The sequence below is a fragment of the [Chlorobium] sp. 445 genome, from assembly GCA_002763895.1.
Taxonomy (GTDB): Bacteria; Bacteroidota; Chlorobiia; order Chlorobiales; family Thermochlorobacteraceae; genus Thermochlorobacter.
Genome location: NSLH01000024.1, coordinates 1 through 25,329 on the forward strand (window position 1 = coordinate 1; position 25,329 = coordinate 25,329).

General features: G+C 47.5%; 25 protein-coding genes, 2 tRNA genes and 2 pseudogenes. 10 read left to right on the forward strand and 19 right to left on the reverse strand.

From position 1 onward, the window contains the following. The 6 genes from CMR00_09575 to CMR00_09600 form a co-directional block, all read right to left on the reverse strand. The coding region (locus tag CMR00_09575; protein ID PIO47543.1) for a hypothetical protein at positions 1–302 on the reverse strand (302 nt) is incomplete at its 3' end. Beyond that, a complete protein-coding gene (locus CMR00_09580) occupies positions 289–678 on the reverse strand; it encodes a hypothetical protein (protein PIO47544.1) in 390 nt (129 codons plus the stop codon). The genes CMR00_09580 and CMR00_09575, both read right to left, overlap by 14 nt. An 83-nt stretch (positions 679–761) precedes the next feature. Then, positions 762–1,388 (reverse strand): hypothetical protein, encoded by a 627-nt coding sequence (locus CMR00_09585; protein ID PIO47545.1) that lies wholly within the window; start codon positions 1,386–1,388, stop codon positions 762–764. A gap of 97 nt (positions 1,389–1,485) precedes the next feature. Next, positions 1,486–2,016, reverse strand: coding sequence for an NADH-quinone oxidoreductase subunit C (locus CMR00_09590; protein ID PIO47546.1), 531 nt, complete (start codon positions 2,014–2,016; stop codon positions 1,486–1,488). Positions 2,017–2,240: 224 nt separating this feature from the next. After that, positions 2,241–2,798, reverse strand: coding sequence for an NADH-quinone oxidoreductase subunit B (locus CMR00_09595; protein PIO47547.1), 558 nt, complete (start codon positions 2,796–2,798; stop codon positions 2,241–2,243). A gap of 63 nt (positions 2,799–2,861) precedes the next feature. Beyond that, on the reverse strand, positions 2,862–3,218 hold the full coding sequence (locus tag CMR00_09600) for an NADH-quinone oxidoreductase subunit A (GenBank protein ID PIO47548.1): 357 nt from the start codon (positions 3,216–3,218) through the stop codon (positions 2,862–2,864). 157 nt (positions 3,219–3,375) lie between these two features. On the opposite strand from CMR00_09600, the pseudogene CMR00_09605 reads away from it, so the two are divergent. The 5 genes and pseudogenes from CMR00_09605 to CMR00_09625 all read left to right on the forward strand — a co-directional run bounded on the left by CMR00_09605 (position 3,376) and on the right by CMR00_09625 (position 10,832). Then, positions 3,376–5,828: pseudogene (locus CMR00_09605) on the forward strand (bifunctional aspartate kinase/homoserine dehydrogenase I). Between the two features lie 44 nt (positions 5,829–5,872). Next, positions 5,873–6,828: pseudogene (locus CMR00_09610) on the forward strand (homoserine kinase). Further along, on the forward strand, positions 6,815–8,116 hold the full coding sequence (locus CMR00_09615; protein ID PIO47549.1) for a threonine synthase: 1,302 nt from the start codon (positions 6,815–6,817) through the stop codon (positions 8,114–8,116). Before CMR00_09610 ends, CMR00_09615 begins: the two are co-directional and overlap by 14 nt. Positions 8,117–8,268: 152 nt before the next feature. Then, positions 8,269–10,221, forward strand: a complete 1,953-nt coding sequence (gyrB, locus tag CMR00_09620) for a DNA topoisomerase (ATP-hydrolyzing) subunit B (protein PIO47550.1) — start codon at positions 8,269–8,271, stop codon at positions 10,219–10,221. A gap of 44 nt (positions 10,222–10,265) precedes the next feature. Beyond that, complete coding sequence (locus tag CMR00_09625; GenBank protein ID PIO47551.1) at positions 10,266–10,832, forward strand: hypothetical protein; 567 nt, start codon at positions 10,266–10,268, stop codon at positions 10,830–10,832. A 42-nt stretch (positions 10,833–10,874) separates the two neighbouring features. Here the strand turns inward: CMR00_09625 and rnc are convergent, their stop codons facing one another. The 8 genes from rnc to CMR00_09665 all read right to left on the reverse strand — a co-directional run bounded on the left by rnc (position 10,875) and on the right by CMR00_09665 (position 17,268). After that, complete coding sequence (gene rnc, locus CMR00_09630; protein PIO47552.1) at positions 10,875–11,699, reverse strand: ribonuclease III; 825 nt, start codon at positions 11,697–11,699, stop codon at positions 10,875–10,877. A gap of 85 nt (positions 11,700–11,784) precedes the next feature. Further along, positions 11,785–13,038, reverse strand: coding sequence for a beta-ketoacyl-[acyl-carrier-protein] synthase II (fabF, locus tag CMR00_09635; GenBank protein PIO47553.1), 1,254 nt, complete (start codon positions 13,036–13,038; stop codon positions 11,785–11,787). A gap of 98 nt (positions 13,039–13,136) precedes the next feature. Beyond that, positions 13,137–13,379, reverse strand: a complete 243-nt coding sequence (locus CMR00_09640; GenBank protein ID PIO47580.1) for an acyl carrier protein — start codon at positions 13,377–13,379, stop codon at positions 13,137–13,139. Positions 13,380–13,498: 119 nt separating this feature from the next. Continuing rightward, positions 13,499–14,248: a 3-oxoacyl-[acyl-carrier-protein] reductase gene (fabG, locus tag CMR00_09645; protein ID PIO47554.1), complete on the reverse strand. Its 750-nt coding sequence runs from the start codon at positions 14,246–14,248 to the stop codon at positions 13,499–13,501. 12 nt (positions 14,249–14,260) lie between these two features. Continuing rightward, positions 14,261–15,202 carry a [acyl-carrier-protein] S-malonyltransferase gene (gene fabD, locus CMR00_09650; protein PIO47555.1) on the reverse strand — a complete coding sequence of 314 codons (942 nt, stop codon included), beginning with the start codon at positions 15,200–15,202 and terminating at the stop codon, positions 14,261–14,263. Between the two features lie 266 nt (positions 15,203–15,468). Beyond that, entirely contained in the window at positions 15,469–16,458 is a 990-nt protein-coding gene (locus tag CMR00_09655; GenBank protein PIO47556.1) for a 3-oxoacyl-ACP synthase, read from the reverse strand. 54 nt (positions 16,459–16,512) lie between these two features. Further along, positions 16,513–16,710: a 50S ribosomal protein L32 gene (locus CMR00_09660; GenBank protein ID PIO47557.1), complete on the reverse strand. Its 198-nt coding sequence runs from the start codon at positions 16,708–16,710 to the stop codon at positions 16,513–16,515. A gap of 54 nt (positions 16,711–16,764) precedes the next feature. After that, a complete protein-coding gene (locus CMR00_09665; protein PIO47558.1) occupies positions 16,765–17,268 on the reverse strand; it encodes a hypothetical protein in 504 nt (167 codons plus the stop codon). Positions 17,269–17,484: 216 nt separating this feature from the next. On the opposite strand from CMR00_09665, the gene CMR00_09670 reads away from it, so the two are divergent. Next, positions 17,485–17,559 (forward strand) — tRNA-Asn (locus CMR00_09670). A gap of 110 nt (positions 17,560–17,669) precedes the next feature. On the opposite strand, the gene xseB is transcribed toward CMR00_09670, so the two are convergent. After that, positions 17,670–17,957: an exodeoxyribonuclease VII small subunit gene (gene xseB, locus CMR00_09675; protein ID PIO47559.1), complete on the reverse strand. Its 288-nt coding sequence runs from the start codon at positions 17,955–17,957 to the stop codon at positions 17,670–17,672. A gap of 49 nt (positions 17,958–18,006) precedes the next feature. Then, positions 18,007–19,449 (reverse strand): chromosomal replication initiator protein DnaA, encoded by a 1,443-nt coding sequence (locus tag CMR00_09680; GenBank protein ID PIO47560.1) that lies wholly within the window; start codon positions 19,447–19,449, stop codon positions 18,007–18,009. Between the two features lie 478 nt (positions 19,450–19,927). Between CMR00_09680 and CMR00_09685 the strand changes: the two genes are divergently transcribed. Further along, on the forward strand, positions 19,928–20,089 hold the full coding sequence (locus tag CMR00_09685; GenBank protein PIO47561.1) for a 50S ribosomal protein L34: 162 nt from the start codon (positions 19,928–19,930) through the stop codon (positions 20,087–20,089). A gap of 30 nt (positions 20,090–20,119) precedes the next feature. Then, the gene (gene rnpA, locus CMR00_09690; protein PIO47562.1) at positions 20,120–20,527 is read left to right on the forward strand and encodes a ribonuclease P protein component; all 408 of its coding nucleotides are present in this window, start codon (positions 20,120–20,122) and stop codon (positions 20,525–20,527) included. A gap of 18 nt (positions 20,528–20,545) precedes the next feature. Here rnpA and CMR00_09695 read toward each other — a convergent pair whose 3' ends face one another. Both CMR00_09695 and CMR00_09700 read right to left on the reverse strand, forming a co-directional pair. Continuing rightward, positions 20,546–20,983, reverse strand: a complete 438-nt coding sequence (locus CMR00_09695; GenBank protein PIO47563.1) for a thioesterase — start codon at positions 20,981–20,983, stop codon at positions 20,546–20,548. 17 nt (positions 20,984–21,000) lie between these two features. Further along, the gene (locus CMR00_09700) at positions 21,001–21,294 is read right to left on the reverse strand and encodes a hypothetical protein (protein ID PIO47564.1); all 294 of its coding nucleotides are present in this window, start codon (positions 21,292–21,294) and stop codon (positions 21,001–21,003) included. On the opposite strand from CMR00_09700, the gene CMR00_09705 reads away from it, so the two are divergent. Together CMR00_09705 and CMR00_09710 are read left to right on the forward strand one after the other, a co-directional pair. Next, complete coding sequence (locus CMR00_09705; GenBank protein ID PIO47565.1) at positions 21,287–24,508, forward strand: hypothetical protein; 3,222 nt, start codon at positions 21,287–21,289, stop codon at positions 24,506–24,508. The two genes, CMR00_09700 and CMR00_09705, sit on opposite strands and share 8 nt — an antisense overlap. Positions 24,509–24,690: 182 nt before the next feature. Further along, positions 24,691–24,764: transfer RNA gene (locus CMR00_09710), tRNA-Arg, on the forward strand. Between the two features lie 105 nt (positions 24,765–24,869). On the opposite strand, the gene CMR00_09715 is transcribed toward CMR00_09710, so the two are convergent. Further along, on the reverse strand, positions 24,870–25,322 hold the full coding sequence (locus tag CMR00_09715; GenBank protein PIO47566.1) for a 50S ribosomal protein L9: 453 nt from the start codon (positions 25,320–25,322) through the stop codon (positions 24,870–24,872). Between the last annotated feature and the right edge of the window lie 7 nt (positions 25,323–25,329).

Below are 25,329 nucleotides of genomic sequence, written 5' to 3' on the forward strand. Positions count from 1 at the left end.
TCGGTGTAAGACCCGTGCAAGACAAACAGCGGTGGATTATTTGGGTTGCCGAACGTTTCTAAATGCACTGCGCGCGTCTTTCCTGCCACCGTGATGGAAATCTGAGGTAATTGCCGGTCCTGGTCAGCAGTAGGGGGCACAAGCGCACCTTGTTCGTCAATTTCGCGGCAGGAATACAGTAGCAGCGACCAAAGCCAGATATACCACTTTGGCCATTTTGAGATGTTCATAATTACTCCTTTCTCAATTAGATTAAAAAAACAACTTACATCTGCACGCGTGCCCTGTTCAGGATTTTCCAAGCAGTGCGATGCAGAGCATCAAGAGACTGATTATTCCCATCGATGCGAAAAAAGTGTTGCGATGCCCTTCAGTGTCGCTGCAAGTCTGCCATGCACGATAACTCTGCGCAAGTGTTATCGCAAGCGCTGCAACACCTAGATGCATCCACGAGGCGAGTCCAAGTTCAACGCCTTGCGAAAAGAAGCACACCAAATACACAGTTCCTGAAAGACCTTGCAGAAGTAACACCCACCCAAACATAGACAAAAGCCAATGTGCAAATCGTGTGTAAGTCGACTTTCCTATCCACGCAATAGCAAATTTGAGCGAAACTGTAATTCCTAAAAGAAGCGTCAAACTGCCCAGCAAGCCATGTATGAGCCGCGCGTCGTTCATTTTAATTTCACTTTTTTAGAGAACAGCGTTCGCTATAAATATACGAACAAAAAAGAGAACAGTGTTCTCTTTTTTAGAAAAAATTATTGTCTCAGTCCACTCAGCAAATTGTTGAAGGAGTAAAAGTAAAATGTGGAAAATTCGTCGTTATTCTGTGGGGCAAGGCCCGTTAGGCGCAAAGCAACCGCACCGTGTGCATGTGTCCAAATTGTGTAGGCAATCCCGGTTGCATTTCCCGGCTTGAACAGCCCTGCATCCAGACATATTTGCACCACATTTTCCAAAATTTGAAATGTCGTACGTGAGTGTGCGCGCACACTCTCAGGTATTGTTGAACTCTGGAAATACTGATGTGGATTGAGAAAAATCACTTCGTAATACTTAGGCTGCTCTATTGCAAAGGAAAGATATTCAGAGATGGTGCGATGCAGTTTTGCCTCAGGTGTGGGTTCTGTTAGCGCACGCTGCAAATACGATGTAAACACACTGTAGCCTTCCGTAATGATTGCCCAAACCAGTGCATCTTTGTTCTCATAATGCTTGTAGAGCGACGAGGGCACTACCCCTAACTTGCGTGCAATGCGCCGCATTGATAGCGATTCAATTCCTTCTTTCAGATAGAGCTCGAGACTGACTTTCAAAATGCGCTCGCGTGGGGCAAGCGGTGTGCGAGAGTGCCGTTTCTTTTGCTTTGGCTGCGAGACTTTCATCGTGAGCGGTCTTCACTGAGCACAGTATCTTGAAGAATCAGCAGGCAACTGATGCAGAGTGCTTACCATCCCAGTTCATAGGGTGCACTTCCGCCATTCAGATTTGTTCGCCACGGTTGTAGCGCTCACCTTGCGCTTTGTTTGGGGCTCTTTTGTCAAATTCAGGCAAAGGAATGCTACCCGGCACGCCAATGAGCGGAAAATCTTTACGCAGCGGATAGTATTCAAAATCTTCGGGCATATACATGCGTCGCAAGTCAGGATGCCCTTCAAAGCGAACACCGTACATGTCGTAAGTTTCGCGCTCATGCCAATTTGCGCCGCGCCAAACACTGGTAACGCTGGGCACAACAGGATTATCTTCTTCGACGCGCACCTTCAAGCGAATGCGCCAATGCTTGTCGAGATTGGTAAGGTTGTAAATCACTTCGAAGCGTTCTTCTTCGGTGAATCGGTCGGCACCGCAAATCTCTACGCAGTAGTTAAAGCCATGATCGTCTTTGAGCGTGCGGCAGATTTCGACAATCGACTTTGTTTCAACCAGCAGTGTGGTTTCACCTCTGAACTCTGTAACTTCTTTAATCGCCCCGTTAAATTTGGCTTGCAGGGCTTGGACAATCTCTTTCATACTGGTTGCTTTTTAGTTCGTTTTCGCACTATGGTTTTTGGGCAATCATTACCATCTCATCACCAATCCTGAGCCACTCAGATAGCTTAATGACTGCGCTGTGAGCATTTGCTATCACTGCCGTCTTGAACTTGCCACCCTTAGTAATCGCATTAAAGGCGCGCTGCGCATCAGCATTTGTGTAAGTGGGCTGTGCAGTTCGCCTCTTGAAACCATGATGCAGATTATTTCTGCAAGGTAAGTTGGTTTTGTTCTGCTTCAGTTAGCCGCTCAAGTTTAGCTAATCCTTCTTCCGAGAGCAAGGCATCGCGGAAAGAATGACGCTGGTGCTTGATTTTCTCTTGAATATCCATTAAAGCGTGCAGCACTGCGTCTGGTCGGGGCGGACAGCCGGGCACATAGACATCGACGGGAATAAATTGATCGACACCTTGTACCACAGGATAGGAGCGAAACATGCCACCTGATGAACTGCATGCGCCCATTGCAATGCACCACTTGGGTTCAGGCATCTGGTCCCAGATTTTTTTGACCACATGTGCCATCTTATAGGTAACTGTGCCAGCGACAATCATTAGATCGCTTTGACGTGGCGACATACGAAAGACCTCTGAGCCGAAACGTGCGACATCATACTTTGGTCCTGCCATCGCCATCATTTCAATTGCGCAGCATGAAAGCCCCATTGGCATGGGCCAAAGCGCATTGGAGCGTGCCCAGTTGGTAATTGCATCCATCGTGGTCGTCAAAAAACCATCGCCGAAAGGATTGTTTTGCGTCATACTTCTCAAGATTTAGTTTATAGAGACTCGCTCTTTGAAAACGCTAAGGCGAAATTAGCCGTTTTAATCCCACTCGAGTGCGCCCTTTTTCACAATGTAGAGATAGCCTGCCAGCAGCAGCAGTGCAAAGGTCAGCATCGGAATAAACCCAGCGAGTCCAAGCTCACGAAAACTTGTCGCCCAAGGATACATAAAGACAACCTCTATATCAAAGACAATAAAGAGCATGGCGACAAGGTAATACTTGATGGAAATGCGTTGCTTACCTGTGCCCACAGGTTCCATGCCTGATTCATAGGTTGTGAGTTTTTGTGCGGTTTTACGTTTAGGTCCAATAGCGATGCCTAGTGCCGAGAGTGCAATGCCTGCAGTTACCGCAAGGCTAATCATCGCAAAAATCGGTAGGTAGGCTTCAATCATACTGTGCTTCTTTTTGATGTGAGATGTAAAGATACAGCACTGTATGCGCTCTCTCAAATCTCCAGTGCTGCCGAGCATGTTGTCAAAGTTGCTGCATGGCTTGCGGTTCTTTTCGTATCTTTGCCGCTTCATTTATTTTGTCAGCTCAAAAATCGCTATGAAAATTCTCAAATTCGGTGGCAGTTCCGTTGGCGTGCCGCAACATATCGAGCAAGTTGTACAAATCGTCTTGAATGAACGCAAGCAGAGCAAAGTGGCTGTTGTTGTCTCTGCTTTTAGCGGTGTAACCGATACGCTCTTGGAAGTAAGTCACATTGCTGCGCAAGGTGATGAAAACTACCGCATGCTGCTGCAAGCACTTGAATTGCGGCATCTCGATGCCGTCAAAGCCTTGGTTGATGTGCATCGCCAAAGCGGAATTTTGGCAGGTGTTAAAAAGATGCTCAATGAACTTGAGGATGTGCTCAATGGCGTTTTCCTTATCAAAGAATACACGCCACGCACACTAGATTTCATTTTGAGTTTCGGCGAGCGTCTTTCCGCTTACATTGTGAGCGAAGCCTTTCGTGAACAAGGTATTGATGCCGAGTATCTTGACGCACGATTGCTTGTGAAAACAGATGAACATTTTGGCGCTGCCCATGTGGATCTTGAGACGACTTATCAAACATTCGTTCCTATTTCGGCTTGCGCCCTGCATTGCAAATTATCACAGGGTTCATTGGCTCTACACAGCATGGACAGACAACCACACTCGGACGCGGCGGCTCGGATTATACAGCTGCACTTTTCGCTGCAGCACTTAGCGCCTCAGAAATTCAAATCTGGACTGATGTCAATGGCTTCATGACCGCTGATCCACGCAAAGTGCCCGATGCCTTTTCTATCCCACAGATGACTTATGACGAAGCCTTAGAGATGTCGAACTCTGGTGCAAAAGTGCTTTATGCGCCTACCATTCAACCTGCCATGACCGCAGGCATTCCTATCCGAGTGCGCAACACATTTAATCCGACATTTGAAGGCACACTCATTTCAAGCAATCTGCCTGCACGCCGATTCCCTGTCTGTGGAATTTCTTCACTGGATGATGTTGCACTTCTTCGCGTTGAAGGCACTGGGCTTGTACGGACAATGGGCTCAGCTAAACGCCTCTTTAGTGCTCTGGCGGAGGCAAAAATTAATGTCATTTTTATCTCACAGGCTTCATCAGAGCACTCGATTTGTGTTGCCGTCTCACCAAAAGAAGCCAAACTTGCCAAGCAGGCTATTCACAAAGAGTTTGCACTGGAAATCAATGCTGGCAAGCTCAATGAAGTTGAGGTTGAGACGAATCTCTCCATCATTGCAGCGGTCGGTGAAAACATGCGCCATCGCACCGGCATTGCAGGCTGGTTTTTTCAGACGCTCGGCAAAAATGGCATCAACATTGTCGCAATTGCTCAAGGCTCATCGGAGCTTAATATCTCGGTTGTCATCGACAAGCGCGATGAATCTAAAGCACTCAACGCCCTGCACGAAGCCTTCTTTCTTTCAGAGAAAAAAACGCTCAATGTGTTCTTGGTTGGGACTGGGCTTATCGGTGGTACATTTCTGCGCCAACTGAGAGAGCATCGTGAAAACTTGCTTAAAGAAAAGTCGCTTGATATTCGCGTCATTGCCTTAGCGCGTCGCTCACAGATGCTCTTTCAGGAACGCGGCATTGACCTTGCACATTGGCAAACACATCTCAAAGAATGTGGCGAGAGCACGAACCTTAAAAAGTTCGTCGCTAAGATGAAAGACTTGAACTTACCGAACAGCATCTTTATTGATTGCACTGCAAGCGATGAAGTTATTGAGCACTACGAAGAAATTCTCTCAGCAAGCATTTCTATCGTTACGCCAAACAAGCGTGCTAATTCAGGCAAATATGAGGCGTATCGCAACCTGAAACTGCTTGCCATCAAAAATGATGTGAAGTTTCTCTATGAAACTAATGTTGGAGCAGGCTTGCCTGTCATCAATACGCTACAAGATCTGCTCAACAGCGGCGATAAAATTTTGAAAATCGAAGCAGTGCTATCAGGTTCACTTAGCTACATTTTCAACAATTTCGTTGGCACCCGCAAGTTCAGTGACGTGGTGCGCGAAGCCAAAGAAAAAGGTTATACTGAACCTGACCCGCGCGATGATTTGAGTGGTATGGATGTAGCTCGCAAAATTCTGATTCTTGCACGCGAAGTTGGCTTGCCGCTGGAATTGCATCATGTTGAAGTTGAGAACCTCTTGCCACAAGCCTGCCTTGATGCGCCATCGGTTGAGGATTTCTTCAAGGAGCTCGAGAAAGCTAACCCTATCTTCGAGGAAAAAAAGCGACATGCCGAACAGCACAAACGCAAGCTCTGCTTCATTGCTTGTCTTGAAGGCACAAAAGCGCAAGTCAAGTTGCAAGAAGTCGATGCACATCATCCTTTCTACACACTCTCAGGCAGCGATAACATTATTTCTTACACCACTGAGCGCTACTGCGAGCGTCCGCTTGTTGTTAAGGGTCCCGGTGCAGGTGCAGAGGTTACGGCTGCTGGAGTGTTTGCAAACGTGGTGTGGATTTCAAATTATTTGTCGTAGTGCTCTTTGTCTTTTGAATAGACGCAAAATCTGGTCATACATTTATGAAAGATGACTGTTTTGTTGCATTTGCGCCTGCTACAGTAGCTAATGTTGGCGCAGGCTTTGATATTCTCGCTTTGCCCTGCATGCGCCCGGCGATGAAGTCGTGGCACGATTCAATGAAAGCAGCAAAGTTAGGATAACGCGCATCATAGGAGACAATGGCAAACTGCCGACCGATGCAGCACTTAACACCGCAGGCATTGCGGTGATGAAACTGCTTGAGCATTTACATCTTGAGCAAGGCATTGATCTCGAAGTACACAAAAAAATGCCGTTAGGCAGCGGATTAGGTTCAAGTGCTGCAAGTGCAGTTGCTGCTGTTGTCGCCGCAAATGCCTTACTCGGCTCGCCGCTCAAAAAAAGTGAACTTTTGCCCTTTGCACTTGAAGGCGAACGCGTAGCATGCGGCACTGCACATGCTGATAATGCTGCGCCCTCTCTTCTCGGTGGATTTATTTTAATTCGCAGCTACGCTCCACTGGATATTGTTGAACTCAATACACCTGCGCATTTGCACGCCGTTGTCGTGCACCCACACATTGAAGTCAAAACCAAAGATGCACGTGAGATTCTAAAAAAAACGATTTCACTCAAAGATGCTATCGTACAGTGGGGCAATATCGCTGGCTTAGTTGCCGGTCTAATGAAATCTGACTACGACCTCATCAGTCGCTCACTGAACGATGTCATCATTGAACCCATACGCTCTATTTTGATTCCGGGCTTCAACCAAGTGAAAACCGCTGCAATGCGCCATGGCGCACTGGGCTGCAGCATTTCAGGTTCTGGACCTTCTATCTTCGCACTGACTGTCAATGCAGATGTGGCAATGCGTGTTGCTCAAGCCATGCAGGAGGCTTTTGCAGAACAAGGTATCGTAAGCGACAAGTTTATCTCTAAAATCAATCCAGAAGGCGCACGGCTTGTGCCAAGTTCTCTGTATGCGACTTTATAGCTCTCATCGTCGGGCATCAGAAGTTGGTCTACGCGAAGCGGTCTTGCAAGGTCTGGCGCAGGACGGCGGTCTTTTCATGCCAACATCTATTCCTTTATTGCCATCAGATGTCTTCCGCCGACTGCCACATCTTTCCATACAAGAATTGGCTTTTGAAGTTGCTAAAGTCTTGCTGCAAGAGGCCGTGCCTGAAAAGGACTTACGCTGCATTATTGACGCTGCTATTACCTTCGATGCCCCACTTGTGAAACTTGATACACATCTTTACGCACTGGAACTTTTCTTAGGTCCTACACTTGCCTTCAAAGATTTTGGCGCACGCTTTCTTGCACAGTTGCTTAGCTACTTTTTGCAAGATGAGCCTCGTGATTTGCTTGTTTTAGTTGCCACATCCGGAGATACTGGCAGCGCAGTCGGTTACGGATTTTTGAACCTTCCCAGAACACGCGTGGTGTTGCTTTATCCAAGCGGTCAGGTAAGCCATATTCAAGAGCAGCAACTGACAACGATTGGCGGCAATGTCATTGCACTTGAAGTGCAAGGCACCTTCGATGATTGCCAGCGGCTCGTAAAGTCTGCTTTTTTAGATGAGGACATCCGCACACGCTGGACACTCTCATCAGCAAATTCTATCAACATTGCGCGACTGCTGCCACAAACCTTCTACTACTTTCGTGCTGTAGCACAACTTCCACAAACTGACTTACCGATTGTCTTCTCTGTGCCCAGCGGTAACTTTGGCAACCTAACTGCAGGCTTACTTGCTAAAAAGATGGGTCTTGCTGTTCAGAAATTTGTTGCTGCCACAAATACAAATGATATTGTGCCTAAGTACTTGCATACAGGTCTCTTTGAGCCGAAGCCCTCGCAGCGTACACTCTCAAATGCCATGGATGTCGGCAACCCGAGTAACTTTGCACGCATGCAAGAACTCTATCCTACACACTTGCAAATGCAGCAAGATATTTTTGGTATCAGTTTCTCTGACACAGAGACTGCTGCCGCAATTCAGCACATTTATCAAAAATATGCTTACATCACGGAACCGCACGGTGCAATTGGCTATTTAGGTCTGCACGCTTATCAGCAAACGCAATCAGAGCCAACCCATGGTATCTTTTTGGCAACAGCTCATCCTGCCAAATTTGCAGATATCGTTGAGCCGCTATTGCCTGTCCCTATTGAGATGCCAGAGCGTCTGCGCCATGCCATCAGCAAACCTAAGATGTCGATTTTGATGCAAAACAACTTTGAGCACCTTAAAGCCTTCCTGCTTGAACTTTCATAGGGTTATCATTTCTCAACTCCTTTTCCTAAAAGAACTTACAAGCACTTCCTGCACTTTGAAATCTTGCTAAAAAAGCACGGTTTCAAGCCGCAATTTTCGTATATTTAAAATCTCGAGCAGTAATTTTTTAGCTAACGCAAATTCCATCTTCAATGGTAGAGAAGAGTCTCGATTACGCTAGCGCGCCCACAAAGGAGTATAGTGCAGAGAGTATTCAAGTTCTGAGCGGCATTGAGCATGTACGCAAGCGCCCTGCAATGTATATCGGCGATGTTGGAATTCGCGGTCTGCATCACCTTGTCTATGAAATCGTCGATAACTCCGTCGATGAAGCTCTTGCAGGCTATAACGATTTCATCTATGTCTCTATCAATGCTGACGGCTCGGTTACGGTCTCAGATAGAGGACGCGGCATTCCTACGGCTATCAAGAAAGACACTGGCAAATCTGCATTAGAACTTGTCATGACTGTGATTGGCGCAGGCGGCAAGTTTGACAAAAATTCTTACAAGGTCTCTGGTGGTCTGCATGGCGTTGGGGCATCGGTTGTCAATGCGCTCTCGGAGTGGTGCGAAGTTACCGTCAAGCGCGAAGGTAAAATTTTCTATCAAAAGTATCACCGCGGTGTGCCTGAAGCACCTGTAAAAGAAATCGGCAAAACCCGAGAAAAAGATACGGGCACGAAAACAACCTTTATGCCCGACCCGCTTATCTTCAAGAATCGAGAGTTCCGCTATGAGACACTTGCAGACCGCATGCGTGAGCTTGCGTATTTGAACCGTAACCTTCACATCGTTATTGAAGACCTGCGCGAGAAAGAACCACGACGCGATGAATTCCACTTCAAAGGCGGTATCGTGGAGTTCGTCTCGTTTGTTGATGCCAATCGACTCGCGCTGATGAAAAAACCCATCTACATCGAGGGCGAGCGTGATGGCACATTCGTCGAAATCGCTTTCCAATACAACGACTCCTACCAAGAGAACACACTGTCGTATGTCAATAACATTAACACGGTAGAAGGCGGCACACATCTGACTGGCTTTCGCAAAGCCTTGACACGCACGATGAATCAATATGCTACTAAAAACGATTTGCTCAAATCTGCCAAGAATCTTCAACTGACTGGTGATGACTACCGTGAAGGACTAACGGCGATTGTTTCTGTCAAAGTGCCAGAGCCACAGTTTGAAGGTCAAACCAAAACGAAACTTGGCAATAGTGAGACGCAGACGATTGTTGAAACCATTGTCAATGAAAAGCTCAGCGAGTTTATTGAGCAAAATCCGGGCACAGCGAAAATCATCATTGAAAAAGCCCTGAATGCGGCACAAGCACGTGAAGCGGCGCGCAAAGCTAAAGAAATGACACGGCGCAAAAATGCGCTTGACGGCGCAGGCTTGCCAGGCAAACTTGCTGACTGCTCTATCAACGACCCTGAACTGTGTGAATTGTACATTGTCGAAGGTGATAGTGCGGGTGGCTCTGCCAAACAAGGTCGCGACCGACGCTTCCAAGCTATCTTGCCTCTCAAAGGCAAAATTCTCAACGTCGAAAAAGCGCGCCTCAACAAGATGCTCGAAAATGAAGAAATCCGCACGATCATTATGGCACTTGGCACAGGAATTGGCGATGATGAATTTAACGCTGAGAAATTGCGCTACGGCAAAATTATCTTGATGACTGACGCAGATGTCGACGGCTCACACATTCGCACATTGCTCTTGACCTTTCTCTTCCGCTATATGCGCGGTCTAATTGAAAGCGGTAGGGTCTATATTGCGCAGCCGCCACTTTACCTTGTCAAATCAGGTAAAGAATCAGTCTATGCATGGGACGATGAAGAGCGTGACGCTGCCATCAAACGCTTTGAAGAGAAAGGCAAGGAAGTTACGGTGCAGCGCTACAAAGGACTGGGCGAGATGAACCCTGAACAACTCTGGGAAACCACAATGAACCCAGAGAACCGCACACTCTTGCAAGTTGGCATTGAAAGTGCCATGGAAGCTGATAAAATTTTCTCGACCTTAATGGGCGATGCAGTTGAGCCACGCCGTGAGTTTATTGAGATGAATGCAAAGTATGTGCGCCGTTTAGATATCTGATGCGTTGTTGATTTCTCAAAACCGTTTATCCAAAAAACTGTATCATGCGATTTATTTTTATCTCTTTGTTTGCACTCTTTTTCTTTGCAGCAAGCGCGTTCGCACAGAAGCCGGACAGCAATTACATTCGTTCTCTGGCGCCGCGTCAAAGTCCCATGGCGGTCGCTAAAGTCAATATCGGCGATGCATACATCAAGGTTGTCTACTCGCGTCCGTTCAAGAAAGGGCGATTGATTTTCGGCTCAAAAGAAGAGAAAGCTCTTGTGCCCTATGGTGAGGTCTGGCGTACAGGTGCCAACGAAGCCACAGAAATCACACTGACAAAGGACATTAAAATTGCAGGGAAGCCTCTCAAAGCGGGCACGTATTCACTTTTCACGATTCCACAGAAAGATAAATTCACCGTGCTCATCAATAGCGAGCTGGGACTTTGGGGACAGTTCCGCATGAATGAGAAAAAAGAAGTGTTGCGCTTTGATGTTCCAACAGGCGAGACCGAAGGAGAGTTTGAAGCCTTCACGATTTTCTTCAAAGTACCAGAAGCAAATACGACCGAAATGATGCTGGTGTGGGATAGAACTAAGGTAGTTATTCCGATTACAGTAGATTAGATTGGCTGCGCGTTGGTAGGCTGAGCACTGGTGGATTGAGCTTCAGAGCCGCACCTGAGTTGGGTTTTCGATGTGTGGCACTCGTCGCTTCTCGCGCGTGAGATTGAGTTTTGTTGCCGCCTCACGTGCCGCACATTGTTCAGCTTCTTTCTTGCTGCGCCCTACGCCTTGTCCCATCACTTCATCGCCTAACTTCACAGCAACAGTAAAAATTTTGTTGTGCGGCGGGCCTTCCTCATTTGTAATCGTATAGACAGGCAGTGGGATGCGCTGTGCTTGTGCATATTCCAACAGCACACTCTTATAGTTCTGCTCTGTGCTCAGCAGTGTGTCAAAGTTGGTTTTACTCAGCACATTTGCGTAGAGAAATTCTTTTGCGCGCATGTAACCTCCATCGAGATAAATGGCGCCAATTAACGCCTCAATCGCATCGGAGAGTGCCATGTCGCTGTTACGTACGCCCATTGATGCGGCTGACTCACTGATGATGAGCAACTTGCCAATTTGAATTGCACGCGCATAGCCTGCAAGTGTTTTCGCATTCACAACCAGTGAGCGCAATTTTGTGAGTTCTCCCTCGTCAAAATCAGGATAGGATGTGTAGAGATACTCGGCTACAATCAAATCTAACACAGCATCACCTAAAAATTCCAAGCGTTCATTTGAGACGAAAGTTACCTTGTTAGAAAAATCAATTGCAGAACGATGCGTTAGTGCAACCTTGAAGAGATTTAAACTTTTTATAGGATATTGTACGAGTTCTTCGAGATGTTCTTTGAGGCGGCGGTCTTCCTCTGAGAGGGCAGGTGTAGATGCGGCGTGCTGTCTACGAAAAAGTTTCTCTAGTAGCGTGTTCCAAAACAACATCGATCGCCTCAGGTTTAGGTTGCAATCAAATCATCCTTGCTACTTCTTGCTGCTGCGGTAGGTTGCCATAAATTGTTACAAGATACTATTTTGTCGTGTATTTCTTAAAAATCAGTGTGCAATTGTGTCCACCAAAACCGAACCCGTTGTTTAGCACATAGTTAATTTCGCGTGGCTTAGGTTTGTTTGGCGTTACATCCACATCTACAGCAGGGTCTAAGTTGAAAATGTTGATTGTCGGCGGCACGCACTGATGCTGAATTGCGAGGAGACAGGCTACCGATTCCACGGCACCTGCTGCACCAAGCAGATGCCCAATCATAGACTTTGTTGAGCTGATGCTCACGCCTTGGACATCCTCACCGAAGACTTTCTTGATTGCCACGATTTCAGCGATATCGCCCAGTGGTGTGGAAGTGCCGTGAGCGTTAATGTACTCAATGTGCTTGGGCGAAATTCCCGCTTCATCAATTGCACGCTGCATGGAGAGCATAGCACCTGCGCCTTCAGGGTGCGGTGCAGTAAGATGATAGGCGTCTGCACTCATTCCAACGCCAGCTAGTTCAGCATAAATGTGTGCCCCGCGTCTCTCGGCTGATTCTACAGTTTCTAGCACCAGCGCCGCTGCCCCTTCGCCCATCACGAAGCCATCCCGATCTTTGTCATACGGTCGTGAGGCATGTTCAGGGTCGTCGTTGCGCGTAGAGAGCGCGCGTGCAGCATTGAAACCTGCAACAGCCAGCGGTGTAATTACAGCTTCGGAGCCACCGCAAATCATCATGTCTGCATAGCCCATCTGAATCATCATATAGGCATCAATAATCGCATTGAGCGACGTAGCGCAGGCAGAGACCGTCGCATAGTTTGGACCATGCAGCTTGTGCTTGATGGAAATGTGCCCAGCAGCAATGTCGGGAATCATCATAGGGATAAAGAACGGGCTGATACGGTCGGCACCGCTTTGCATATAGGTGCGGAATTGTTGATCGTAGGTAATCATACCGCCAATGCCTGTGCCAAAAATGACCCCTACACGGGTGCGGTCAATGTTCAGACGCTCAAGCTGTGCATCTGCAATCGCCATTTCTGCAGCAGAGACACCCAGTTGGCAGTATCTGTCCATACGCAGCGCGGCCTTGCGGTCGATGTAGGTGTTTGGGTCAAAATCTTTGACTTCGCAAGCAAATTTGGTTTCAGTCTGCGTGGCATCATACTGGGTGATGGGTCCTGCGCCGCTTTTGCCTGCCATCATCGCCCCCCAAAATGCTTGCAGTCCAATGCCAATTGGCGTAATTACACCCACGCCCGTAATTGCGACACGCTGCCGTTGTGGTCTCATATACACTTCAAAGTTAAACCCAACTCTGTCAGCGTGTGAGAACTTTTGCTGTGCAAAGTTGGGCTTTTTGCCAAAACTGGTTTAGAGGGAAATTAGACTTATTTCTTTTTGCTTAAAATGTAATCAATCGCATTCTTTACCGTCGAGATGTTTTGTGCATCTTCATCAGGAATTTGAATGCCGAATTGATTTTCAAACTCCATCACAAGCTCGACATTATCGAGCGAATCGGCGCCTAGGTCGTCTGTGAATTTGGCGTCATCTTTAATTTGGTCGCGGCTGACGCCCATTTTTGTGACGATGATGTTGTAGACTTTATCTCTCACTTCATCTACGGTCATTTGTTCCTCCATGAAAGGTGGTTTTGGTTAAAGAGAATCCAAAAGATTTTTATCAGATTTTTGATATTTTGAACAAAACGGGGCGAATATACAACGGGCTTTTGCCTCTCCCAAATAGCTTACATGGCTAAGCCGCCATCCACGCGTAGCACTTCACCCGAGATATATCCTGCAAGTGCACTGCACAAGAAGAGTACAGCATCGGCAACTTCTTTAGCAGAACCTGTCCGTCTCATTGGAATCATGCTCTCAATGGCTTTGCGCTGTTCTTCGGAAAGCGCACTTGTCATTTCTGTATCAATGAAACCGGGCGCTACGGCATTGACCAGCACATTGCGCGAAGCCACTTCTTTTGCTACCGACTTTGTAAAACCAATGATACCAGCTTTCGAAGCCGCATAGTTAGCTTGTCCAGCGTTTCCTGTTAGCCCAATCACTGAAGTAATGTTGACAATGCGCCCATTGCGCTGCGACATCATCGGTCTCAGTGCCACTTTCGTGTAGTTAAACACACTCTTTAGGTTGCTGGCGATGACCTCATCCCACTGTGCTTCGCTCATGCGCATCAATAGTGTATCGCGCGTAATGCCTGCGTTGTTGACGAGAATATGCAAATTCCCAAATGCTTGTAGCACATCTTGCACGACTTTTTCAGCTTGTGCAAATTGTTCAGCGTCTGCTTGCATCGCTATTGCTTTACGCCCTATCGCTTCAATTTCTTGTCGAAGCGACTCGGCTTTATCGGCTGAAGATTTGTATGTAAATACTACTGATGCACCCGCCTCAGCCAGACGGAGGCAAATCGCCCTGCCAATGCCTCGTGTGCCGCCCGTTACCAGCGCGATTTGCCCGCTTAAGTCTAACGTCATTGATGAGATGAATTATGCTACTTGCTCCACACCAACAGGAACACGCAGTTTCTCGACATCTTGCACAGTATCAATGCCAAATACCGTAACATTTGGGTTGATACGCTTGATTAGCCCTTGCAAGACGCGCTGCGGACCCACTTCAATGAACTCTGTGACACCTGCTGCAATCATTTCCTCCACGGACTGTTGCCAGAGCACCGAATTGGTGAGCTGACGTACCAACTTTTTGCGAATCTCCTCGGCGTTGGTTGTCAGGCATGCATCCACGTTCATGCAGACAGGAATCTTGGCATCTTGGATATCGACTTGATTGAGCATCTCAGCGAGTTCATCTTTTGCTGGCTTCATCAGCGGCGAGTGAAATGCTCCTGAAACACTTAGTTCTTTAGCAAGTTTTGCACCGTACTTCTTTGAAATTTCAATTGCTGTTTTGATTGCTGCAATTTCGCCAGAGAGCACGATTTGCCCAGGTGAATTGAAATTTGCAGCTTGAATGATACCTTGCTCTGAAGCTGTAGCTAAAACAGCCATGAGCTTGTCATCAGGCAAGCCGATAATCGCTGCCATAGAGCCGGGCCATTTTTCACCGGCTTCTTGCATCAATTCGCCACGTCTGGCTATCACGCGCAGTGCATCTTCAAATGAGAGCGCGCCAGCGTAACAAAGTGCTGTATATTCGCCAAGACTGTGTCCAGCGGTCATGGCAATTTCATCGCTATCGATGAACCGAAAGAGCAGGTAGCTGTGAAGGAAAATCGCGGGTTGTGTGTGGCGGGTCTGACGAAGCAGATTTTCATCGCCAGTGAACATGATCTCCGAAAGCGGGTAGCCGAGAATTTCATCGGCTTGCAAAGCGATTTCGGCGCACTCCGGATACTGTTCGCAGAGTGTCTTTGCCATGCCCACATACTGCGAGCCTTGTCCTGGGAAAACGAGAGCTGTCTTCTTCATAATTTTATATTGTTTGGTCAGTAGCGCGAAGTGTGATTTGTTTTTGGTTATGAGACTACTGACGGTTAAACAAAATAAAATTCATAGCTCTGTGCTCCTGCGGCGCAAATGTTACTTGGGCTTACGCCCTGCGCCTGGTCATCTTGTTTCGTGCCTTAAATACCGATAACTGTTTCATTCTGTCATCACAAAGAACAGCGGGGCTTTCAAAGAACACTCGGCAAACACCCAAAACGGGTAGTAAGTTAACAATTTTGTGCGCAAAATCACAACTGCCATTTCAGGTAGATACCGCCCCAAGTGTATCCAGCGCCATAGCTTACCAAAATCAGGTTCGCACCATCGCGCAGTTTCTTTTGTTCATCTAACTCTGCAAGGCAGATTGGAATGGTTGCCGCTGTCGTATTGCCGTACCGATCTATATTCACCATGACTTTGTCCATGCCGATACCCATGCGTTCTGCTGTGGCACTAATGATGCGCAAATTTGCTTGATGCGGTACAAGGTAATCGACATCCTCGCTGCTCAGGCGATTGCGCTGCATCATTTCAGCAGCAACTTCTGCCATGCCCACGACAGCTGCCTTGAAGACTGCCCTGCCATCTTGCACCACATAGTGCATCTTTTTGTCGACCGTCTCATGTGTAGGTGGATTGAGACTGCCCCCGCCGTGCATGTAGAGGTAATCTTTGCCCGCGGTGCCGTCAGCATAGAGTCGTGCATCCAAAATGCCGTAACCTTCACGTGCAGGCTCAAGCAGCACCGCACCTGCCGCATCTCCAAAAAGGATAGCCGTATTGCGGTCAGTGTAGTCGACAATTGAGGACATTTTGTCGCCCCCTAAGACCAGCACTTTCTTATGCATGCCTGTCTCAATGAACTGTGCCCCCACACACAAGGCATACAGAAAGCCTGAGCACGCCGCAGAGAGGTCAAACCCCCAAGCGCGTTTTGCGCCAATCATATCTTGAACCAGGCAGGCTGTTGAAGGAAAAAACATATCGGGCGAGATGGTCGCTACGATGATGAGCTCAATTTCCGTTGCCTCAATACCTCGCTTTTCAAGCAGCGATTTCGAGGCTTCAGCGCACATGTAAGCTGTAGCTTTTGTCGGATCTTTCAAGATGCGTCGTTCGCAAATGCCGGTGCGCGTGCGAATCCACTCATCACTGGTATCGAGCATTTTCTCGAAATCGTGATTAGTTAGCACGTCGGTCGGCAGATACTTTGCGGTAGCAGTAATTGCGGCTTTCATTGCGCTGATGCAGCAGCAGGGTTAAGACGATTTATAGTGAGTGGTCTGAACAGATTATTCTGCTGCGGATTCTTTCTTCTTAGCGATGATTCGACCGCGATAGTAACCGCAGTTGTAGCAAGCACGGTGCATGATTGTAATCGCACCACAGTTTGGGCAAGTAATCATCGTGGCAGGCTTGGTACGCGCATTGAACTGCGCCCGACGCTTGTCCGTGCGCGAGTTAGACATTCTGCGTTTCGGATTTGGCATATCTGGTTCTGGTTTCTGGTCTGGTTTCTGTGTTTCTTTTGTGTTGCTCCTCTGCTAGCGCAGGTTTTCATTAAACTTCTGTTTCAATTGGTGCAGCGCTTTTTGCCACTCCGATTCAGGCACGCTGTCTGATTGCTCTGGATGGCTTGACAGTAGCTTTGCTTGATTCATACAAGCTGGTTCACAAACATTTTTCATGGGCACAGCAAGCAGCAGTGTATCACGCACATCGTCCGTAAGGTCAATTTCAAAATCGTTTCTGCCGAGCCATCGTATTTCATCTTGCCAGTCCTCGACTTGCATGGATTTCGCTTGCGAATAAAAAATGCGATACTCCCCAGAAATATGCCGATGTAGCGTGGCTAAACACCGATCGCACTCCAGGATCGCAACTGAACTTACCACAATATCAACTGTGATGCCTGACAATCCCTTATCCAGAGAAAGGCTCACTTCTACTGGATTTGGAAATACCTTCGTGCTTACCGCTGCATCTTGAAAATCCGCACTTGCTAGCACAAAATGATAACTGTGCTTGCCTTGCGAGAGATGCGAAATTTTTGATTTTCACAAGCGGCTCACGCCCCACCTTCCCATCACCATTCATTGCTATCCTTAAAAAGAGCGGCAAATATAGGATAAAGGCAGTAGAAATGAAAATTTTTTTAATTTGGAAATCAGCACGCGCACTGTTATCTTTGCAACCCTTGATTTTGCATAGCACACAGCTGGACACGACTGATTGCTTGTGCGAAAGTTCTGTCTTTTATGCATTCCGCGATAGCTCAGCGGTAGAGCAATCGGCTGTTAACCGATGGGTCGCAGGTTCGAATCCTGCTCGCGGAGCAACATCATCTTCTTCTGGTTAAGTCCTGATGTGCCGTCAGGACTTTTTCATTTGTGCAAACTCGGCACCCCCAGCGCGCCCATCCTGCTCCCTTGTTGGACTGCTGTGGGAGTCAGGCAAGTAAATTCTTCGACGACGGTGAGTCATCCTGCCCGGGCGACACATCTGGCTGAATATCAGAGTCGCTGGAGCGCAAGGGCGAGAGAATTTCTAGCTTGTGCTGCGCTGCTGTCAGACGGTCTTGACAGATTTGTGCAATGCGACGGCCCTCCTCATAGAGTTTAATCGATTCTTCTAATCCGAGTTGACCTTCTTGAATGAGTGTCGCAATTTCTTCTAGACGCGCTATCAAGGCTTCCAAAGATTGCGCCGTGTCTGAGGTTTTGTTTTCTTCGTCCATTGATGTCCAAATTGAGTTAGGAAGATAACGCAAGACGCATGTAAAATGATCAGAGCGAGAGAATTTCAAGACGCTTTTTGATTTCAGCAAGGTCGCGCCGCAGTTCAGGCGATGTTTGCTGCTCCTGCTCAATGCTAGTTACAGCATGAATGACCGTGGAGTGATCGCGTCCGCCGAAATGCAGTCCAATTGTCTTGAAAGAAGAATTGGTCAAGCGCTTTCCAAGATACATCGCCACTTGACGCGCCATTGCAATTTCTTGTTTACGCGATTTGCCCTTGATATCGTTGGGTGAGATGTTGTAGTACTCACATGTAACTTTTTCAATCATCTCGAGCGTGATATTAACACTGCGGTCGCGAATGATGTCTTTAAGCACCAATTTAGCAAGTGCCAGATCGATTTCTTTGCCTTGCAGCGAGGCGGTAGCAAGCAAGCGCACAAGACAGCCTTCAAGCTCACGCACGTTCGTGGTTACATTAGTTGCAATAAAATTGACGACATCATCTGGCAGCGTTGCGCCATTGTCCTCAAGTTTGCGGCGCAAAATCGCAAGCCGAGTTTCGAAGTCAGGTGCCTGCAGATCGGTCATCAGCCCCCACTGAAAGCGCGAGAGCAGGCGTTCTTCCATGTCGCGCAGTTCTTTGATGGGACGATCGCAAGAGAGCACAATTTGTTTGTTGGCTTGGTGCAGCGTGTTGAAAATGTGGAAAATTTCCTCTTGCGTTTTGCCTTTACCTGCAAAAAACTGAATATCATCAATGATGAGTAAGTCAATGTGGCGGTAGAAGGCTGAAAACTCGCTAATGCGGTTGTTTTGAATCGCTGTAACAAAATCAATTGCAAATTTTTCACTGGAGACATAAAGAATAAACTCGGCTTTACGCTTGATACGTGCGTAGTTGCCAATGGCTTGAATCAGATGCGTTTTGCCCAATCCTACACCGCCATAAATTACCAGCGGGTTGTAGGCGTTTTTGCCCGGCATTTCAGCAACAGAACGCGCCGCCGCTAAAGCAAAAGCATTGCAATCGCCTTGAATGAAGTTCTCGAAACTGTGCCGCGGATTAAGGTAACTCTCAAAGCGTTGCACATTTGCTTTGTAGAAATCATGTGCAGCGCGCGAGACCGCAATCGTGTGCACTTCAGGCGTAATTGCAGCAGGCTGCTGCGGGAGTTTTATCGTAACAGGTTCAACCGGAGATTGCTGCACAACGACAGAATAGGTTAGTTTGGCTTGGTGACCGATGACTTCTAAAATAGTGCGTTTGAGCAGTGAGTAGTAGTTCTCTTCTATCCACTCGTAGAAAAACTGGCTCGGCACTTGAATCGTGAGCTCACCGCCTGAGAGCTTGAGCGGCACGATAGGCTCAAACCAAGTCTTAAAACTCTGCGGATTAATGTTGTCTCGAATGATATTGAGACACTGCTGCCAAGCCTCTTGAGCAGCGCGCGCCTCTTCTCCTATAGTTTTGCTCTCTAAATCACTCATAGAGTGATACCTTGTTTTAGACAAAAATCCACATCACCAGCCCTACTTATCCACACGCCCGTTTATCAAGAACATTCTACACAACAGACTTTGTGCAGTTCTGCCGACAAATTGCACATCACTTCCTAAGTTATCCACATAAATTTCACTAAGATAAGTGCTTTTATTAAAAAGGCTTAAGACAAATAAGACAAACTTTTCCACATTTTTACATCAAATCCTAAAAGTCATTAATAACTTTTATGAACAAGCACACATTTTTTTCACATTTTATCCACACACCAACATCTAAAGCTGGTAGTTACCTTCTTGAAACAAACAACATTGCCGTAATGCTCAATTCCTGCGTTGAAGTGTGGTTACTGACAAAAAAATGGGGGCTAAATCTACAATAAAGGGCGCAAGGCACAAACTTGTTTTTACAGAAAAAATGTAATACTTTTGCCGCTCATTCTGAAACTATGAATTTTTTTAGGCTATGAAACGCACCTTTCAACCAAGCAATCGCAAACGACGCAACAAGCACGGCTTTCGTGCAAGGATGGCAACAAAAAACGGTCGCAAAGTTCTTGCACGTCGGCGTGCCAAAGGACGGTATAAATTGACGGTCAGCGATGCGATGAGCCATAAGCAACGCTAAGCCTTTTTCTGATGCCTTGTCGGCTCAACCATCTGGCGAAGCACCACGCCGCCGAGCCTTTCTAAAAAAAGTGAGATTCTGCGTCAGAAGCGCGCCATACAACTCTTGTTTGAGACAGGGCGCAGTGTGCAAGTGCCGTACCTGCGGCTTTTCTTCCATGTCGTGCCCTCGTGCTCCTCGGCAAAAGCAATGGTACTGTTTTCTGTCAGCAAGCGCACCTTGAGGCACGCCACAGCACGTAACCGCATTAAGCGACTCCTGCGTGAAGCCTACAGGCTACAAAAATGGACACTGCTCGACGCACTTGCTCAAAAACTCAAGCCCGACGAACAACTTCATCTTGCGCTGCTTTATCAACCCCAGCGAAAGCCGCTAACACTGGAGCGTGCGCTGCACGCAGTTGCACTCGCTTTTGCTAAGCTCCTTGAACAACTTTGAGCTTGCATTAAGGCTCTGCTAAACTTTGCTTAGCTCTGTGATTGCACAGTTACATGAGCCTTTGGCAAGTAAATCTCCCGCTGCATTGAAGACATGGCACTCTGCATGCACGATGCGTCGACCGCGACGCACTACTCTGGCACGAGCTGTAATGACTTCACCTAATTTTGCGCTGCGCAAAAAATCTGTCACAAGATTGATAGCTACAAAAAAGTTGCTATCGTCCAGAGTGTAAATCGCAATGCCCATAGTTTCATCCATAATCGTGCACATAATACCACCGTGCAGAATCCCTACAGGATTGGTCATATCGGGGCGCACAAGAAAATCAGCTTCAAACTCACCTGCTTGAACCCTACGAATCGTCCCATTGAGCCATCTGCCAACAGGTGAAGGATGCTGGTCGCCGAACGGCTGACCAATGCGCAATTGCAAGTGCTTTAACGCTTGATTCATAGAAAGATGATGTTTAGTCACATACAAGTGATTTTGCAAAAATACCTGACCTGATCCGTATTCTCTAACCTGATTACCTTCAGCTTTGTGACGTTCAACACAGTTGCACACATTTTGATTTGGAGCAATGTAGCAACCTGAGTATATTCAGCTTCGACGGTGCCCAGCACCACATTCGCACTGAGCAGGATAGCTGGGAAGTAAGTTGTATCAAAGCTCTCTAGATACGCCATCCCCTCCTTGCCGCTGTACGTATGACATCCTGAGAAATAGAGTTTCTTTAACTTAACTATCCTCAAAAAAATGCACAAGCTTTACCGTCCATTCGTCATCCTGCTCCTCTTTGCCTGCACATCGCATGCAGCGCAGCTTACTGTAAGCAACACAAACAATGCTGGCACAGGATCGCTTCGTCAAGCTGTGCAAGATGCTACGCCGGGGGACACGGTGTACTTTCAAACGGGGTTTAGTGGCACCATCACGCTCACATCGCCGATTACCATTGATAAAAACTTGTTGATTGACGGACATCATGGTACAAACGGAATGGTTACGATTAGCGGCGGCAGCAACACCCGCATTTTTGAAATTACAGCAGGCAATGTCGAGCTCTTCAATCTCATTTTTGAAAATGCAAGCGGTCCTACTGCAGGCGGTGCAATTCGCGCAACTGCTGCAGGTTCACTTGTGATTGACACCTGCACATTTCGCAACAACTCAAGCACTTCTGGCAGCGGAGGCGCAATTTTCAGCAATGCGCTTGACACACTCACTGTCAAGAATACGACTTTTTCTAACAATGTGAATGCTGTTGAGCACGCTGGTTTTGTAACCATGGAAAATGTAACCCTCGCAAATAATCCTGGCACACAGGTCATTACAACTGCAACAGGTGGTGTGCTCTCACTGATGAACTGCACTGTTTTCGACAATCCTACCTCAAATGAAAATCTCTTGGTTGCCACTAGCGGAACAGTAACTGCGACCAACACAATTTTTCAAAGTATGCGTGTTAGCGGGACCGTCGATGTCTACAACTGTGTTGTCTTCCTTGCCCCAAATGTACTCTCCGGCGGAGTTTATTCGCCTAGCCAGACCATTCAAGGCTATAACCCGCTCTTAGGACCACTTGCAGATAACGGGGGTAAAACCGAAACAAAAGCCTTGCTATCTGGCTCACCTGCATGGCGCGCTGGCTCTGCGTCTGGACCTACTACCGACCAACGAGGCTTTTCACGCCCTGACAACCCCAGCATTGGTGCGTTTGATAGCACAGATCCAATTTCCATCTATGTGTTGAATGACAGTGACAGCGGTCCCGGCTCGCTGCGCAGCACTGTAACGAATGCGCTTGAGAACGATACGCTGATTTTCAACCCTGCGCTCACTGGACAAACCATCACGCTCACCAGTGGACAAATTGTGATTGATAAATCGCTCACGATTATAGGATTGGGCGCAAATAATCTTGCCATTAGTGGCAATAATGCTAGTCGTATCTTTAGTATTCAGGGTAGTATTAATACCGCATCTTTTCCCGACTTCCGCCTGAGCCGCGCACAACCCAGCAGTTATGTTGCGACTACTATCGCTGGTCTCACGCTTCGTAATGCACGCTCAACTTCAGCTACCGAAAACGGACTTGGAATTCTCACATCAGCAGAGTTCTTGCGCCTCAATAGCTGTGAAATTCGTGATTGCGAGAACACAGCAGGTGGCAAGGGCATTGGTCTCTATGTGCAGAATGGAACATGTGAAGTCTTCAATTGTACATTCTCAGGCAATTCTTGTGGTACAGGTGGTGAGGGCGGCGCTCTTGCTGTAGACAACAATGCTTTTGTTTATGTAGCAAACTCTACTTTCTCTGGTAATCAGTCTCCAAAAGGCGGCGCTCTTGCGGCACTCGATGGGCTTTGCAGTATCTCCAATAGCACCATCGCAGGTAACACAGCAACAACTGAAGGGGGTGGAATTTATGAAGATGGTAGTGAACTCTATCTCAACAATACGCTTGTGGCTACGAACACTGCACCCAATGGACCAGATGTGTCAGGTACGATTCAGAATTCTTATCCGAATCCGAATCCGAATCCGAACGCAAGCGCATTCTCGGTCAACGAGCTCTTCAGGGCAAAAAACTCTCGCCTCAAAATTAAGAATAGAGTCGCAAGCGAGCTCTTTTCAATCAACAGTGGTGGAGCAAGCCGATATAACCTCATCGGTAACGGTTCTGGTATGACAGGTCTCGTCAATGCTGATGCAGACAGCAACCTTGTTGGAACGAGCAGCAATCCTATTAACCCCAATCTTGGTGCACTTGCTAACAACGGCGGGAGCGTGCGCACATGCGCATTGAATGCCAGTAGCCCTGCCATAGACAAAGGCAATCCAAGTCCCAGCGAAAATGCACTGGCTAATGATCAGCGTGGCGGTCTCTTCGTGCGCGTCTCGGGCGGCAGAATGGACATTGGCGCCTTTGAAGTACAAGTTACAAGCAGCATCATCGTACGCGATGCCGTCTATGATAACACAACTGCGCTCCCTGCAAGTGCAACAGGCATCACAATTGACCTCTCTGGTGTTGAAAGTCAGCTCGGGTTTATTGAGCGCATTCGTTTCAATGCCGCTGCACCAAACCTGAATGCTATTGCATCTATTGCAGCAACACCGCAAACAGGCAGTGCGTTCATTCCTGATAAGGTCTCGCCAGAGCGCTATTGGACAATTTCCAATAGTGCTGTTTCTTTCGGCTCTGTTACACTGAATATTGATCTTACAGGGATTAACGGCATCACGAACCCAGACCGCCTGCTTATTGTGCGTCGCGAATCTCCCTTGCATCTTTGGCAAGCTGTGAATACTTCGCATAGTAGCAGCATTCTGAGTGCAACCTTTGGCATGGAGGACTTCTATGGTGATTTTGCTATTGCTTCACTTGCCGCTGAAAACCCTCTCCCTGTCGAGCTGAAGTCATTTGAGGCTCAACCTGTTGCACGTGGCATTGAACTTCGCTGGAGTACAGCCTCTGAACAGAATAACGCCGGCTTTGAAGTGCAAAGACGAAGCGAGAACCGCAGCGTGAGAAGTGAAGAGTGGCAAGTGCTGGGCTTTGTCAGAGGCAACGGCACCACATCAGCAGCACAAAGTTATGCATTTGTAGACCAGACTGCATCAGGCAAAGTGCACTACCGCCTCAAGCAAGTGGATTTTGACGGCACCTTTGAATACAGCCCCACCATTGAAGTTGAAGCCGGTCTGCCACGCACGTTTGAACTTTTGCAGAACTATCCTAATCCGTTTAACCCGACGACAGTGATTAGTTATCAACTGCCTGTAAGCAGCGAAGTAAGTTTGAAGATTTATGATATGCTCGGTCGTCAGGTGGCAACACTGGTAGAAGGACGCCAAGAAGCGGGACGGTATCAGGTATCGTTTAATGCTGTGCAATTGGCAAGTGGTCTGTATTTCTATCGCTTGCAAGCAGGGACATTTACGCAAACTAGAAAAATGATGCTGCTGAAGTAAGATGGTCATCATCAACTTGCCTCGGTGACAGCGTCTTGCACAAACCTACAGGACGCTTTTTTTACTGTGTGACCTCAATGCAAGCATTATCACAAAGCTAAACGGCAGGGTAGGGACAGAGAGATGCTTGTGCAGACTTGTTCAGACTTTGAAACTCGTGTATTTTTGCTTACTGCTGTTTTGCGCCCGTAGCTCAACTGGATAGAGCGTTGGTCTCCGAAGCCAAAGGTTATGGGTTCAACTCCCGTCGGGCGCACTTGTGAGCAAGATGCCTTAAAAATGCCTTAAAAATTAGGGCGAAGACATAACTTCGCCCCAAATTCTTTAACCCCTGAAAAGGATATAGTTTTTTGAGACAGGTTTACTCGCTTGCTTCAGCTTCGACTTCAAGCTGAAGTTTTGCGACCACATCGGAGTAAAGTTTCACGGCAACTTCGTGTTTGCCGACCTGCTTGATGGGTGGGTCAATGGTAATTTGCTTGCGATCAATCTCAAAACCTTTGGATTTGAGAGCGTCGGCAACCATTTGGGTTGTAACTGTACCGTAAAGCCGTCCCTCTTCACCCGCCTTGACTTTGATATTTAGCAAGAGCCGTTCCAGCGATTCTGCCAGTTCTCGTGCAGCTTTGCGTTCGCGCTCAATCTTGAAGGCTTTTTGCTTCTTTTCTTCTTCGAGCGCTTTAAGCATGCCATCGGTGGCCCGCACAGCTAAGCCACGCGGAATGAGGTAATTGCGTGCGTAGCCATCTTTGACCTTGACGACTTCGCCTGGCTCGCCGAGTTTTTCCACCTGTTTTTTCAGAATCACTTGCATAGTTGAA

Bases quoted from the DNA above. Each gene is read 5' to 3' on its own strand.
- CMR00_09580 (PIO47544.1), bottom strand. From the start codon at position 678: ATGAACGACGCGCGGCTCATACATGGCTTGCTGGGCAGTTTGACGCTT.
- CMR00_09585 (PIO47545.1), bottom strand. From the start codon at position 1,388: ATGAAAGTCTCGCAGCCAAAGCAAAAGAAACGGCACTCTCGCACACCG.
- CMR00_09590 (PIO47546.1), bottom strand. From the start codon at position 2,016: ATGAAAGAGATTGTCCAAGCCCTGCAAGCCAAATTTAACGGGGCGATT.
- CMR00_09595 (PIO47547.1), bottom strand. From the start codon at position 2,798: ATGACGCAAAACAATCCTTTCGGCGATGGTTTTTTGACGACCACGATG.
- CMR00_09600 (PIO47548.1), bottom strand. From the start codon at position 3,218: ATGATTGAAGCCTACCTACCGATTTTTGCGATGATTAGCCTTGCGGTA.
- CMR00_09615 (PIO47549.1), top strand. From the start codon at position 6,815: ATGCGACTTTATAGCTCTCATCGTCGGGCATCAGAAGTTGGTCTACGC.
- gyrB (PIO47550.1), top strand. From the start codon at position 8,269: ATGGTAGAGAAGAGTCTCGATTACGCTAGCGCGCCCACAAAGGAGTAT.
- CMR00_09625 (PIO47551.1), top strand. From the start codon at position 10,266: ATGCGATTTATTTTTATCTCTTTGTTTGCACTCTTTTTCTTTGCAGCA.
- rnc (PIO47552.1), bottom strand. From the start codon at position 11,699: ATGTTGTTTTGGAACACGCTACTAGAGAAACTTTTTCGTAGACAGCAC.
- fabF (PIO47553.1), bottom strand. From the start codon at position 13,038: ATGAGACCACAACGGCAGCGTGTCGCAATTACGGGCGTGGGTGTAATT.
- CMR00_09640 (PIO47580.1), bottom strand. From the start codon at position 13,379: ATGACCGTAGATGAAGTGAGAGATAAAGTCTACAACATCATCGTCACA.
- fabG (PIO47554.1), bottom strand. From the start codon at position 14,248: ATGACGTTAGACTTAAGCGGGCAAATCGCGCTGGTAACGGGCGGCACA.
- fabD (PIO47555.1), bottom strand. From the start codon at position 15,202: ATGAAGAAGACAGCTCTCGTTTTCCCAGGACAAGGCTCGCAGTATGTG.
- CMR00_09655 (PIO47556.1), bottom strand. From the start codon at position 16,458: ATGAAAGCCGCAATTACTGCTACCGCAAAGTATCTGCCGACCGACGTG.
- CMR00_09660 (PIO47557.1), bottom strand. From the start codon at position 16,710: ATGCCAAATCCGAAACGCAGAATGTCTAACTCGCGCACGGACAAGCGT.
- xseB (PIO47559.1), bottom strand. From the start codon at position 17,957: ATGGACGAAGAAAACAAAACCTCAGACACGGCGCAATCTTTGGAAGCC.
- CMR00_09680 (PIO47560.1), bottom strand. From the start codon at position 19,449: ATGAGTGATTTAGAGAGCAAAACTATAGGAGAAGAGGCGCGCGCTGCT.
- CMR00_09685 (PIO47561.1), top strand. From the start codon at position 19,928: ATGAAACGCACCTTTCAACCAAGCAATCGCAAACGACGCAACAAGCAC.
- CMR00_09695 (PIO47563.1), bottom strand. From the start codon at position 20,983: ATGAATCAAGCGTTAAAGCACTTGCAATTGCGCATTGGTCAGCCGTTC.
- CMR00_09705 (PIO47565.1), top strand. From the start codon at position 21,287: ATGCACAAGCTTTACCGTCCATTCGTCATCCTGCTCCTCTTTGCCTGC.
- CMR00_09715 (PIO47566.1), bottom strand. From the start codon at position 25,322: ATGCAAGTGATTCTGAAAAAACAGGTGGAAAAACTCGGCGAGCCAGGC.